The sequence below is a fragment of the Dyadobacter sp. genome (genome assembly GCF_017744695.1).
GTDB lineage: Bacteria > Bacteroidota > Bacteroidia > Cytophagales > Spirosomataceae > Dyadobacter.
Window position 1 is genome coordinate 1192644 of record NZ_JAGIAS010000001.1, and the last position, 14353, is coordinate 1206996.

11 protein-coding genes are annotated in these 14353 nt (G+C 49.8%); 9 read left to right on the top strand and 2 right to left on the bottom strand.

Features of this window, described 5'->3' with window-relative positions:
- The first annotated feature begins 90 nt into the window (after window positions 1-90).
- Window positions 91-4341 (top strand): T9SS type A sorting domain-containing protein, encoded by a 4251-nt coding sequence (locus tag J7619_RS04585; RefSeq protein ID WP_291194711.1) that lies wholly within the window; start codon window positions 91-93, stop codon window positions 4339-4341.
- A gap of 74 nt (window positions 4342-4415) precedes the next feature.
- Here J7619_RS04585 and J7619_RS04590 read toward each other — a convergent pair whose 3' ends face one another.
- Together J7619_RS04590 and bshA are read right to left on the bottom strand one after the other, a co-directional pair.
- Complete coding sequence (locus tag J7619_RS04590) at window positions 4416-4673, bottom strand: DUF4834 family protein (protein ID WP_291194713.1); 258 nt, start codon at window positions 4671-4673, stop codon at window positions 4416-4418.
- A 128-nt stretch (window positions 4674-4801) separates the two neighbouring features.
- Complete coding sequence (gene bshA, locus J7619_RS04595; RefSeq protein WP_106598535.1) at window positions 4802-5944, bottom strand: N-acetyl-alpha-D-glucosaminyl L-malate synthase BshA; 1143 nt, start codon at window positions 5942-5944, stop codon at window positions 4802-4804.
- A gap of 181 nt (window positions 5945-6125) precedes the next feature.
- Here bshA and J7619_RS04600 point away from each other — a divergent pair, with 181 nt between their 5' ends.
- The 8 genes from J7619_RS04600 (at window position 6126) to J7619_RS04635 (ending at window position 14317) form a co-directional block, all read left to right on the top strand.
- The gene (locus J7619_RS04600) at window positions 6126-7007 is read left to right on the top strand and encodes a geranylgeranylglycerol-phosphate geranylgeranyltransferase (RefSeq protein ID WP_291194717.1); all 882 of its coding nucleotides are present in this window, start codon (window positions 6126-6128) and stop codon (window positions 7005-7007) included.
- Between the two features lie 90 nt (window positions 7008-7097).
- Window positions 7098-7793, top strand: a complete 696-nt coding sequence (locus J7619_RS04605) for a hypothetical protein (RefSeq protein WP_291194719.1) — start codon at window positions 7098-7100, stop codon at window positions 7791-7793.
- Between the two features lie 134 nt (window positions 7794-7927).
- Entirely contained in the window at window positions 7928-8497 is a 570-nt protein-coding gene (locus J7619_RS04610; protein ID WP_291194722.1) for a phosphoribosylglycinamide formyltransferase, read from the top strand.
- Window positions 8498-8508: 11 nt separating this feature from the next.
- A complete protein-coding gene (locus J7619_RS04615) occupies window positions 8509-9423 on the top strand; it encodes a hypothetical protein (RefSeq protein WP_291194725.1) in 915 nt (304 codons plus the stop codon).
- Window positions 9424-9447: 24 nt separating this feature from the next.
- Window positions 9448-10503, top strand: a complete 1056-nt coding sequence (locus J7619_RS04620) for a hypothetical protein (RefSeq protein WP_291194728.1) — start codon at window positions 9448-9450, stop codon at window positions 10501-10503.
- 203 nt (window positions 10504-10706) lie between these two features.
- Entirely contained in the window at window positions 10707-11348 is a 642-nt protein-coding gene (locus J7619_RS04625; protein WP_291194731.1) for a porin family protein, read from the top strand.
- Window positions 11349-11435: 87 nt separating this feature from the next.
- Window positions 11436-12833, top strand: coding sequence for a glycosyltransferase family 39 protein (locus tag J7619_RS04630; protein ID WP_291194734.1), 1398 nt, complete (start codon window positions 11436-11438; stop codon window positions 12831-12833).
- Window positions 12834-12979: 146 nt separating this feature from the next.
- Window positions 12980-14317 carry a DEAD/DEAH box helicase gene (locus J7619_RS04635; RefSeq protein ID WP_291194737.1) on the top strand — a complete coding sequence of 446 codons (1338 nt, stop codon included), beginning with the start codon at window positions 12980-12982 and terminating at the stop codon, window positions 14315-14317.
- Window positions 14318-14353 lie beyond the last annotated feature (36 nt).

Genomic DNA, 14353 nt, shown 5'->3' on the forward strand with positions numbered 1-14353 from the left:
TTGTAAACCGAAATAAAATAGTGGTCACATTCTCCCCGACATTGGACTTAAATGTGCTATTTTCGGGAAATATTGTAACCACTCCCCTACATGTACAAATTTTACGCTTGCATTTTTGCAATGTGGCTCGGTGTTTCTTTCGTTGCCTCTGCGCAGTCCCCTACAATTGTCCTCAATGGTGATTATTACGCTTCGATCTGCGCGAACGTGCCTTTCCGGCTCAATGTGACCACCAGCGGATCCTTCAACGCGGACAACAAATTTTCAGTCCAAATGCGCGCAGCCGAAAATCAGGTCACCCTGGCCGAATTTCCTGCCGTACTCAGCAACGGAAGATTGGAATTTACCCTCACAGATTCTGTTACTTATGCTAACCGGCAGGTTCAATTCAGGGCGGTCGCTTCGTCGCCTAAGACACAGAGTGGATGGACCTACGGTACATTTGTGTACACCAGAGGTCGAATTATCCTCAACCCGACCAATCAGAAAGATACTATCAATACATTCGACAATGTGTCGGTTCCTTTTTCAGGAACGAGTGTCGGGGAAGTCCGGGTGACTCTCAATGATAGTACCCGGTTCAATTTCTATGCCAATCCGGGCGGCTTTTCGGTCAACCAACCACTTACGGTCCGGGGTACGAATGCCGTGTACACCATTGCACACGCCGAAAATACCTGTGGCGCCATGGAGGTCGGCGGGCGCTACCAGCCGGTAATCAATGCCACGTCTGTGAAGACGGTGAGCGTTGCACCAAGCGTAGTTTGTGAAAATAGCGACGTTAAGGTAACTTTCTCGACCGCCGGCACGCCATTCAATGCGCAAACCAGGTACCGCATCCGTTTTTCGGAGACTTACTGGCAGAGTTCGCGGAGATCGGTGGAAGTACCTGCAACACTGCAAGGCAATTATCTCGTAGCAACTTTCCCCGATAAACTGAAACTGCAAAACGGTCAGCAGTTTAGCGTGCAGGTGATTACCGACAGTCCCGCGACTGTTTCCTCCCCTTCACAAAACGCCATCACTGTTTGGCCCAAAACCGGTGCCGCTTTCGCCACGCCAAGCCAGACGACCGACATCAGCAACCCGGTATATCTGAATGTTAAGGCATACGGCCTTCCGCCATTTGTGGTGGAGCTCACCGACGGTAGCAAGGCAACCGGCAGCTATTCGGACCTGGGTTTTTACGTATCGCCTTCATCCAACCAGAATTATAGCATTAAAAGCGTTACCTCAGGCTGCGGCACCGTAAACATCATCGACCAGGAAGTCCTGCAAATCAAGGTGAGGCCAGGCATACGCTTCGCTACGGACCCTAATAGCAGCCTGGTTGCCTGCGCAGGGCCAAATACCCGGGTAAAATTCGCTTCCAGCGCCCAGCTTACGGATGCGACGACGTTTAAAATTAAGGTAAGCCCAAGCAACGGCAACAATTACTACGTGAACGCGAAGCGTTCGGGCGAATATCTCGAATTCCCACTTTCCACGTCCGTAAGCTACACCAATGCAAGCTTTCAGATCGTCACCACAAACCCCAGCCTCGAATCCAATTATACCTTTAATCTGATCATTCAAACCCCTCCCAAAATCAATTACTCCGCCAATTCGGCGTCTGGCACGGTCCTGAACATTCCGGGACGTTTGTCGATCTCTTACTATATGGACGGCGGCGCTCCGTACGTCGTGGAGGAAGTGGACGGAACAGTCAAGACGATTGACACCTGGTACGCCAACGGTCCCGAGCTTTTTGTCAAAGGACCTACCGAATATAAGATCAAGTCCATTGCTAATACCTGCTTCAAAAACGATAACCCGGGCTCGGTAACCTTTACTGTGAAAAATGCCACAGAGCCTGGCATTTACATTGAACCTATAAAAGCCACCATTTGCAACGGCGACAGTGTTGAAGTGGTGTTCGGCACAGTCGGGCAATTCGGTGCCGGTAATAAGTTCAGCATTCAAACCAACCAGCCATGCTGTGATTTTAAGCCTTTGCGGGTCGTGGAACATGGCGGTAAATACAAAGTAAAGATTCCGGTAGACCAGTCCTACACCTATGAAGGGGAAATTCGCATCGCTTCCTCTAATCCGGTGCTTTTCAGCAATGTTGAGCGCACACGGATCCAGATTCCGGCGAAGGATTTTTACATATACCCCGACACACGGCCGGAGGAGCCTTACAAATACGTGGCGAGCGATGCCGGAGCTTCGCTGTCAGTGAATGCAAATACCTCTCTGCTAAGTATGATTTATACGGAGAACGATGTGGAGAAGACTTATACGTTCGGCCCCAATTATAATGGTTTAATGGTTAAACCGAAACCGGGCGCAACGACGACCTATGAAATCAAGTCGGTGACCAATGAATGCGGGACTTTCCCGGTGAATAAAAAGACTTACATGCGCCCCATGCCTAACCGCATCCAGTTTATCTCCGGGCTCGCGCCGGTTTACTGCGCGGGATCTCCTCTCGCACTTCCTTTTAGTATTACAGAAGGAATGGACACCGGTGCAAGCTACTCGCTGGAAATAGCGCCAAACAACACATCCGATTTCACGCCGCTTGTGACCGGCGAGAAGGGTAAACAGTTCAATACCAACGTTCCGCAAGATTTCGCCACGGGATCTTACCTACTGCGTATCGTCTCATCCGACGGCTCGATATCAGAACCACAGAGCACTCAAATCTCAGGGCCGCCCACCGCAACGCTTTCACCTGACAACGGGCAGAGTAACCCTGTTAAAATAGAAGCAGGCCAAAGCCTAACGCTCCGTATTCGCGCGGAAGGCGCATCGCCTATCACTGCCATTTTCAGCGACAATTCCCGCCAGGACTTTTATAGCGGCGACCAGAGCTGGTATGTTACGCCTGCCAGAAGCCAGCAGTATAGCATTGTTGCAGTAAGTAACGCTTGCGGCTATGGCACTGCAAGCGGCAAAGTCGATGTGACCGTGACCCCGCGCCTGAACGCCTATGCGCAAAGCACAGCCGTGTGCGAGGGTGGTTCCATTACCGTGAATTATGAGCTCATAGGAGACGCCGATCTGTCCGACAGCTACGTGCGCTTCTCCATCAAAGAACAGAGTAATGACGGCAAAACCATTGTGCTCGACTCTACACGGGCCCTCAAAGGCAGCGTTACGCTCAAACTGCCGGACGCATTGACAGGCAGCTATTATGCGATCATTTGTTCCGTTGCGAAATACAGCCTTTCCACGACCCTGGGCGTAGGCGTCACCACCAAACCAAGCGTGACGATCTCCGGTAACACGACGATCAATAGCGGCGAGTCGACGCAGCTGATTATCAAAACAAATAAGTATACCTCGGATATGGCAAAGTACACCCTTTCCGACGGTACCTCGGGAACCATTTATGGCTCAGCCGGATCGGGAATCTACGTGGCCGTAACACCGACCAAAACGACGACCTATACTATCACTTCTATCGTCAATGGCTGCGGCAATGGCGTGGTTAGCGGCTCGGCGACCGTAGAAGTCAACCCACCTTCGGAACGTACCGTTACGGTCACTGCGATTATCACCAAATCGGGTTTTAACGCTTGTACGGGTGATACGATTAGTGTTGATTACAAGACAGCCGGGACATTCTCTGCCGGCAATACGTTTACCGTACAGATTTCGGACAGCACCGGACGGAACTTCCGCAATATAACTACCATAGGAAACGCCAAACCCATCCAGGCTATCGTGCCAGGTGACCTCTCTCCCACGGCGCAATACCGCATCCGTGTAACTGCATCCGACGCGAACACGGGCAGCGGTGCGTACGGCACACCGCTTGCTGCGATGCAAAAAGCCCGGGCCCGTTTCGCATCCGAAACAGTGATTTTCGATGGCGTCAACAATCCGAAGGTAACTGTTCTGCTTAGCGGCGGCGGGCCATGGTACTACCAGTTCGGTACCGACGGCTCGGTGATGAACCGGCAAGCCTACACTCCTACCGACGTCATTGAATTATTCCAGGCATCCCCCAGCCAGTATTATCGGCTGTTCCGGGTTTCCAATGGCTGCGGTATCGGCCTCATCGATTCTCCGTCCACGGTGAAAGTGGAAGTGGTGACAGCGACCGAGCCTAATGCGCCCGGATTCCAGGTATTCGTCGCCCCGAATCCGGTTCACGACATTCTTACGGTAAAATCGGAAAATAGTGATGAGAAAACGATCCGGCTGATCTCGCCAAACGGCGCGGTGCTGCGCAGCCTTCAAACCCGCCAGCGAGAGGAGCGGCTCGATCTCCGTAACCTTTCGTCCGGCATTTACCTTTTGCATATCGACTCCAAAGGCAAAAATGCCACATTCAAGGTCATCAAGCAATAAAACCCATTCATATCAAAGCAAAGAAGCCCGGAGTGACCCGGGCTTCTTTGCTTTCTATCGATTCTAAAATCTTCTTATTTCACTTCTTCATAATCCACATACTCGCCACCTTTGAACCTCGACGAATCGCCGTTGTTCTGCGGGGCGCTGTCGACCCGGATACCTCCCGGCTTCGTACGGGCGCGCTCGGCCTGCTGTTGTGCGCGGTATGCTTTCTCCTGTTGCTTGATCAACTGCCTGCCCACCAGCAAGTGGAAAAGGAAACGCCGGAAAAACGGCACGAATGCGATCAGGAGCAGGAATATAAATAATATATTAAATAGCACTTTCATCTTTCAACAATGTTTTTTTACCTCAATCAATAACGTAAACCTAACATAATTAGCACACGAATATAAGGAAAACCGCATGAAAGACGAAACCGGGAACTGAGCGGTGCTATCTGTTTACCGGCGGTTGCTTACGCCAGATCAACCGCCTTGCTGTTCTCTACCACGCGCTCATAATAGGCCTCGTAATGCGGCAGAATCTTCGCTACATCGAATTCCCGCGCCCGGGCCAGCGCATTCGCTTTGAAAGTAGGCAGGTTGGCGTCGTCCAGAATATAGGCCGCATGCTTCACCATATCTTCCACGTCACCCACATCGCTCAGGAAGCCGGTTACCCCGTGCACATTAAGCTCAGGCAGACCGCCTGCATTGGAAGTAATAATAGGCACTTCGCAGGCCAATGCTTCCAGCGCTGCGAGTCCGAAACTTTCGGATTCGGAAGGCATCAGGAACAGGTCGGCTACGGAGAGTACCTCTTCGATCGCATCCAGTTTACCCAGGAAACGAACGTCCGACAACATATCCAGGTCTTTACAAAGGCGCTCGATACGCATCCGATCGGGGCCGTCGCCTACGAGGAGCAGTTTGCTGGGCAGCAGCTTGCGCAGCTTTTCGAAGATCATGATCACATCATCGATCCTTTTTACCTTCCTGAAATTGGAAGTGTGGACGATCAGCTTCTCGTTATTAGGGCAAATGGCGAGTTTGAAATGGTCTTTCTTCTGCCTGTTGAAGCGGTCGAGGTCGATGAAGTTGGGAATGACCTCAATGTCCTTGGTAATCTTGAAATGATCGTAGGTATCCTTTCTAAGCGAATCGGAAACCGCGGTAATGCCGTCCGACTGATTGATACTGAATGTTACCACCGGCTCGTAGGAAGGATCTTTCCCAACCAGCGTAATGTCCGTCCCATGCAAGGTGGTAATCACCGGAATGTGAATGCCCTGTGCTGCAAGAATTTGCTTGGCAAGATATGCGGACGACGCGTGCGGGATCGCGTAATGTACGTGAAGTAAATCGAGTCCTGCATTGGCCACTACGTGCACCATTTCGCTCGACAGCGCCGACTCGTAAGGCGGATACTGGAACAATGGATAGGCAGGTATATTTACTTCATGATAATAGAGGTTCTCATTAAAAAAGTCCAGTCGTTGAGGCTGGGAATAGGTAATGAAATGAACCTGGTGGCCGGCTTTCGCAAGCGCTTTTCCAAGCTCGGTAGCTACCACACCGCTTCCTCCGAAGGTAGGATAGCATACGATACCAATTTTCATATTAGGTCGGCAAATGGTTGAATATCCGGTATGAACAACCGTCCGGATAACGGTACAAAATAGCTAACAACAAATGCACGTTTTTTATCCCACAAATGGATAAAGAAGTGAAGAATTGTCGTTAATGGGATAAAATGAATAATTTTATTGCCTAAACCTTCTTTTTCCAGCGTCAAACTTCATGAATGTGTCGGCCAGACCCAAGATCACAACGTGGGATTATGTCACCGGGAGTGCGCGTCTTGTGCGCATGACCAATCTCGTCATTGTGGCCCTCACACAGTACCTTACACGCATCCTGCTCATCGGCCCGCGCCATGAATGGAAATCGATCGTGACGGACCTCGACATGTTCGTACTCTCGCTTTCGACGGTTTGCATTGCCGCCGCAGGTTACATTATCAACGACTATTTCGACATCAAAATCGACATTGTCAACAAGCCCGAAAGAGTGGTGGTAGGCCGCTACCTGAAACGCCGTTGGGCCATGGGCGCACACCAGGTTTTGAATGTCGTCGGCGCTATATTAGGCCTGGTGGTGAGTCCGTACGTCTTCATTATCAACGTATTTTCAATCACATTGCTCTGGTTCTACTCCGAGCGTTACAAGCGGCTGCCGTTCATCGGGAACTTCATTGTTTCCCTGCTCACGGGGCTAACATTGCTCATACTCACCGTGCATTATCCGGCTAACAGGCATTTGGTGCTCATTTACGCGGTATTTTCTTTCTTCATTTCATTGATCCGCGAGGTGGTGAAAGATATGGAAGACATCCGTGGCGATGAGGCGCACGGCTGCCGCACCCTACCGATCATATGGGGTATCCGACGTACGAAAACATTCCTGTATTCGGTCATTGTCGTTTTTGTGCTGACGCTTTTCGTGATGGCGCGCGCATTGCATAACAACCTCCTCACCCTCCTGTTCCTGCTGCTCCTGATCCCGATCGCATTGCTCACATTGCGCCTGTACCAGGCCGACACACGCCGTGATTTCAAAGACATCAGCAGCCTTTGCAAGATCATCATGCTGCTCGGGCTGATCACGATGATCTGGACCTGACGCTCCGATTAATTTAACCTTGCACGCCGTTTAATTAACCGGTTGAAAAGTTATATTTGGTTACCCCAAAACTAAATTGCTATTACGGATATGAAAAAGTTAATCCTATGGAGCATCGCCTGCATCATGGTGCTCAGTCTGAGGGCTTATGCCCAGGAATGCGCCGGTTTTGCCTTTAAAGAAGGAGGCGGATTTGAAATGAACAACTACGACGGCAAAGGCAAGGCGCTTGGCAAGCTCACGTATAAAATTGCCAAGGTAGCCAGGGAAGGCAGCAATACGGTGGTGACGATTGACATGGAATCTTTCAACACGAAAGGTAAATCCGAGCTAAAAAACACTTACCAGATGAAATGCGATGGAAATGTGCTGACGCTGGATGCCGCTTCGCTCATTAGTCAGGAACAGTTGAAATCGTTTCAGAATATGGAAATGAAATTTACTTACGACAATATCGAAATTCCTTCCAGACTATCAGTGGGCGACAAGTTGAAGGACGCGGCCGTCAAAGGAGAAGGAAAGTCCGGACCAATGCCGGTGGTTTTTAATATGTTTATCAAAAACCGCACGGTGGCCGGCCAGGAAAAACTGACCATTCCTGCGGGAAGTTATGATGTTTATAAAATCAATTCCGACATGAATATGGAAATGGTCATGGGCTTTCCGGTTAAAATGGAAATGCAGAGTGTTTCATACCGTGCCCCCGGTATTGTTTGGGACTTGAAAACCGAGACGTACCGTAAAGGGAAACTGATTGGATATAGCGAACTGTCCAAAATATATTGATATCAGACAACTCAATATTAACATTTCCATAAAGAACGGCTTCCGGTTCGTCGGCAAGCCGTTCTTTTTATAGCTTTGTCCGGGTATTTTTTCACCGATACTCCTTATCTATCACATACCAACTACGCTTAATAATGAAGAGAATTGCCATTTTTGCCTCCGGTTCGGGGTCCAATGCCGAAAAGATCTGTGAACATTTCATGGGCCGCGACGACGTGGATGTGTCGCTGATTTTCACTAACAATCCCATGGCCGGAGTGATCAAAAGGGCACTCAAATTGCAGATACCGGTGGTGTTTTTCGACCGGAAAACCTTTTACCATACCGGAAAAATCCCACAGATCCTGCAAAACGAAGGGATCGACCTGGTTGTGCTGGCGGGCTTTATGATGCTTGTACCGCCGGTACTCGTCAATTCCTTTCCGAACAAAATGATCAATATCCACCCCGCATTGCTACCGAAGTACGGCGGCAAAGGCATGTACGGGCATTTCGTACATGAGGCGGTGGTCAATGCCGGAGAAACGGAATCGGGGATTACGATCCACTATGTGAATGAGCATTACGACGAAGGTGATATTATTTTCCAGGCGAAATGCGATGTCGCGCCCGGCGATACGCCCGATGACGTCGCGCGCAAAGTGCACGCGCTCGAATACGCCCATTACCCGCGCGTGATCGACGAAATCCTTACTGGCAGATAAGCCGCTGCGCCATGCTGTTCTTCCTGCTAGCGGTTGTTTTTACTGTCATGCTCTACCTGATCATGCGCGCTTACCCGCGCTATCAGGTGGATTCATTCCATGCAGTCGTTTTCAATTATTACTCCTGTGTACTTACCGGGCTTGTATTGACGCCCGATTTGAACCTCTTCACGCAAGTGCGATGGGGCTCGGAAGGAACGATCCTCACGATGGCCCTTGGGGCGATGTTCGTTACGGCATTTATGCTCATAGGGCTTACTGCGCAAAAAGTAAGCGTAACAGCCACGTCGCTCGCGGGGAATATGTCGCTGGTAATTCCGGTACTTTTCGGCCTGTTTGTTTTCAAAAATAACAACAAAGACTTTACCGCATTCAACTACCTCGGACTGGTGCTCGCCCTCGTCGCACTTGCATTGGGCGCAATCCAGCGTTCGCCGAAATCTTCCGATGTGGGAAATACCAGGCAAGCCGCGAAGCAGGCATTATGGATTTTGCCCATACTGACTTTCTTTGCCTCAGGGACGAACAATACACTGATCAACTTCCTGTCGTCCAAGTACTATCCTGCCGGGCAGATCACGGTTTTTATGATCATCGCCTGCTTTGGCGCCGTAGTGATCGGCACTTCGATCCTCATCTACCGCATCGTCGCGCACGGCCATCGACTGAAACTCCGCAGCGTTGTCGGAGGATTGCTGCTCGGCGTACCCAACTTTTTATCGCTCTATTTTCTGCTGCTGGCGCTTGCTGCATTTGGGAACAGCGCAGCCTATGTTTTCCCGATCTATAACATTCTGACTATGCTAGTTTCGGCCCTCGCGGCCTGGGCATTATACAAAGAGCGCCTCAATACGCTGAATAAGTGGGGACTGGTACTTGCGGTAGCGGCGATTATACTGATTTCTTACCAGGAACTGAACCTGTGATCCCGCGAGCGCTGTTTACTGACCATGACCGACACCGCCATCCTGCATATCCCCGAGCAAGACAAACCGCTCAACAAGAAACAAAAGGAGTTTAATACGCTTTCCGACACGATCGAAGCGCTCGACCGCCAGATCGCCGACCTTCAACAGGCGCTCGACGAAATGTTACGGCGAATCCCCTGTGATCTCGATCCGCTCGTGCGGGAATACCAGGGCTACCGGGCCGATATTGTGAACCTTTGGGACCGGACCTACGAAGCGGAGCATTTCCGGAAGGCCTATCAAACCAAACTGGCCTTTCTGATCGCCGAAAATGCCTACGACCTCATTAAAAACCACGCGCTATTCGAGTTAAAACCTGTTTTTAACAAATATAGCCCGGTGGACATCGACGTATTGCTCGAAGAAGAACGCCTGAGGGAGGTATCCCGGATCAAAGATCCTGCATTTTTGCTGGAAAGTGTGTACGAAACGGAGCCCGAAGTCTCCTTCCACGAGCTGCCGGAAGACGAGCAGCAACGCATTAAGGCGGAAAGAAGGGAACAGCGCATGGATCAGCGCACGCGGGAAGCACAGCAGGCAAAAACCACTAAATCAGTTCGGAGCGTTTACATGGAGCTCGTGAAAACATTCCACCCCGACCGGGAAACCGATGAAGTCGAAAAGCTGCGTAAAACCGAAACAATGCAGCGCATCACGAAAGCATACCAGGCCAACAACCTGCTCGACCTCCTGAAACTACAAATGGAGCTCGAACAAACCGACCGCAGCGGGCTTGAAAACCTTCATAAAAATCAACTGAGCTACTACAACAAGATCCTGAGGCAGCAAGTAGAGGAGCTGGATCAGCAAAAAATCGCCATCCAGCAGAAAATATCCGCCATTTGTGGCCTACCCTATCAGTACGCCAATTCCCAGGTAACTGTTATCGCGAAATTCAATACCAATATCAATGAATTGAAAGCCGAGATCAAAAATATCAGAAAAGTGTACAAACACTGGCTTGTCCCGTCTCAACTCAAAGCCTATCTCAAACCCTTCCAGATTCCCGATCAGCCGGAAGATGATACCGATGAATAACGGAAATTAGCCGTTTTTTGCGGGAAACGTATACAATTCGTAGACGTTTTTCCACGAAATTCAACATGAATTCAAATGTGATTTTATAAATATGGCGATACACGGTGCTAGTGTTAAGCTGGTTAAATAAAATCACCCACAAAGTGCGCATTTGGCATATAATTTGTGTTTAGCGGGATTGACGCACCCAAACTCACATTTAAATGAAAAATTGCATTTTTTTGCTGCTCGTAGTAGTGTTTTGTAGCTCACGGGCACAAGCTCAGGAAAACGTTTCCATCGGCCCGCTGGTAGGATTATCGATTGCCAATTTCCACGGCGATGTTTCGAATACCGATTGGAAACCCGGATTGACCATCGGTGGCTTCTACAATTACAGCTCCGAGTCGGGCTTTGGTTTTAGCGGGCAGCTGCTTTTTACACAGCTAGGCGCGCAAATCAACAATAAAACCAATGAAATTAACCTAAACTATATCCAGGCTCCATTGCTGGCCACCTTCTTTTTCGGACGTTACGGCGACCGTGTACGTCCGAAGATTTTCCTCGGCCCTAACCTCAATTTCCTGGTTGGCGCAAGGGATAAAAACGGTAACAACATCAACGGAGATTCCAACAACCGTATTTACGCTCCATTCGACCTGGGTCTTACATTCGGAGGTGGATTGAACTATCGCCTGCAAGAGAAGATCTGGCTGAATTTTGACGTACGGTACGGACTGGGATTACTTGATGTAACGAGACTCGATAATTCAAAGATCAGAAACAACAACTGGGGTATCAATGTGGGGTTGAGCTTCCCGCTCGGGACCTACAACAAGCATACCGGAAGGCTACGTACGCGCTGACACACTATAATTCATGAATAGAAGGGCATCCAGATCTGAGTGCCCTTCTTTACTTTTGCTACCGGTAGGTTTTAACGCACACTGCCTATGCTTCAAAAGGATTTGTTGAAAATCACCCAATGGGGCCTCGGAATCGCTGTGCTGATCTGGCTGATCGGCTGGCTGATGCTGATTCCCGAGGATTTTTCGGCCCAAATAGCCGCTGTCTCCGCCGAAACGGTAAAAAATGGCCGGTTAAATGAACAGACGGGCATATCCCCGCCTATTATTTCTTTCTCCGTAGGCGCTATGCGGCTTTTCGGAATTAATCAGCTGTCACTCCACATTCCTGGCTTTCTGGCTATTCTTTTCAGCCTGTTTTGCACTTACCGCTTTACCCGCGCCCTCGCGGGAACAGAGTCGGCGATCCTTTCCGTACTGATCCTGGCCACATCCCAGGCCACATTTCTGGTCAACAACGAGTTGGGGGATTCCAGCTACCTGGCTGCATGCTTCATTTTCACATTATGGCAAATCAACGCCTACCTCGAAACCAGGAACATTACCAGTCTTTTGTTTTCCCTCATCGGCGCGGCGGGTTTGATTTGGGTTAAAAACACCTTTCCCGACAATACGGATCAGTGGCCGATTGATCCCTTGCTCACTTTGCTGATCACATTCTCTCCATGGACGATTTTCCTGATACTGGCTATGATCGATTTGATTCGGCGGGTTATTTTCCCAAATCAGGATGGAGGACAGAAGCATGAACTGATATGCCTGCTCGCGATCATCATGCCTTTTATTTTCAGTTATCTCAACCCTTTCAGGGCAACTTTTGACGTGTATATGGCTTACCCCGTGGCTGCGGTGGTGACGGCAGTCTACATTATCCGCCGCCTGGAAAATGATCCCGAAACTTTCTCAGGTCTGCTCGCATACGTACATGCGGTAGCCGCATATGCCGCGCTCGCGCTGCTGTTTTGCCTCGTGTGGTTCACATTTCCGGCCGACAATTATTACGGATTGGTCCATTTCATGGCGCTTCTCAGCGTCCTTACCTGGCTGATCTTCTTTTCGACTGTCCGCAACAAGCTGATAGCGGGATGTGTAGTGTTCGCAATCGGGGCCAATATCGTGCTTACCACCTATTTTTACCCTAATATTTATGAATACCAGGCGCCTGCAAAGCTCGGCATTATCGCCAGGGCAAACGGCGCATCGCACGAGCGGCTTTTCAGCTACCAGGCCGGAACGCCTTACAGCCTTCGCTTTTACTCGGGTACGCAGGTTACCGAGGTAGATGATTTTGGAAAACTGATCGGTATGAAAAATTGCCTGGTTTATACTCACCAGAACTTCGTGGGGGAATTCAAGGCCATCCGGCCTGATCTGCAAATCCTCGGGAGCTGCGAGGAATACCCCAAGAGAATCCTCGATTTCCGCTTTCTGGACCCGAACACCAGGGCTTCTTATGTACAGTCTAAGGTATTGATCAAGCTGTAAGTCAGACGCTCCAAAAGAACGTCTATCAATTTCCGGCATCGCCATTCAACCTTCCTCTTCATTCCGGGAGCGATTAGATAAAAACGGTTAGCATAATGCGTTCAGAGGGATTAGCCTTACCTTTGTAGTCTTTTACGAATTGTATTATGACTTTTGAAGATTTAAATCTCACCAAACCACTTCTGAAAGCGCTTTCAGAAGCGGGATATACGACACCGACCACCATCCAGCACAAGGTTTTTTCGGTTATGATGTCCGGAAAGGACGTCTGCGGAATCGCGCAAACCGGTACCGGAAAGACATTCGCCTATTTGTTACCAACACTCCGGCAGATTGAGTATGCCAAAGATCGCCTGCCGCAATTGTTGATCCTCGTACCTACGCGTGAGCTCGTGGTGCAGGTGTTGGAGGAAGTTCGAAAATTGGCAGCATACACAACGCTGCAAGCGGTAGGCGTGTACGGCGGCGGGAATATCAAGGTTCAAATGGCGGAACTCCATGAAGGTGCCGATGTGGTGGTGGCCACGCCCGGCCGGTTATACGACCTTGCTTTGAACGGCTCTTTGAAAAGTAAAAATATCAAAAAGCTGGTGATCGACGAGGTGGACGAAATGCTGAACCTCGGGTTTCGCCCGCAGCTGAAAAACATCCTCGATTTGCTTCCACAGCGTCGTCAAAACCTGCTTTTCTCGGCTACCATTACCCAGGAAGTGGAAGCACTGATGAAGACGTATTTCAATGACCCGGTGCGCATCGAAGCGGCCCCTGTCGGAACGCCTTTGGAGAATATCGAGCAGCAGGCTTATGATGTCCCCAATTTTTACACCAAAGTCAATCTGATCGATTTCCTGCTCGACCGGCACGAGGAAATGAACAAGGTCCTGATTTTTGTGGCCACCAAAAAGCTCGCCGATCAGCTTTACGGCCAATTGGAACTCGGTTATATGAACAAAATAGGGGTTATCCATTCCAATAAGGACCAGAACCACCGCTTCAACACGATCAGGCAGTTCCATGCCGGCAATTACCGCATCCTGATCGCTACCGACATCATCGCCCGCGGACTCGACGTGGCCGAGGTTTCGCACGTTTTCAATTTCGATATTCCCGAAGTACCCGAAAACTATATTCACCGGATAGGCCGCACAGGCAGGGCCGACCAGAAGGGTATTGCCATTTCCTTCATTACCGAACGCGAGAAGCCATTTCAACAGCAGATCGAGGAACTGATGGATTTTGAAATACCCATGCTCCCGCTGCCCGAGGGGTTGAAAATTTCGGAAATACTAACACCCGACGAAGAGCCCAAAATTTTCATGAAAAACATCGAACTGAAACGTCCCAAACGCGAAGACGTCGGTCCGGCATTTCACGAAAAGAAAGCTAAAAATCAGAAGGTTAATGTACGCCGCGATCACGCGAAGGAAAAGATGGCCAAATACGGGCGACCTATCAAACGCTCCGGTAAAAAGCCCAAGAAATAGTTAAGCGCCAGATATTCAAATCATTTTGCAGGATTT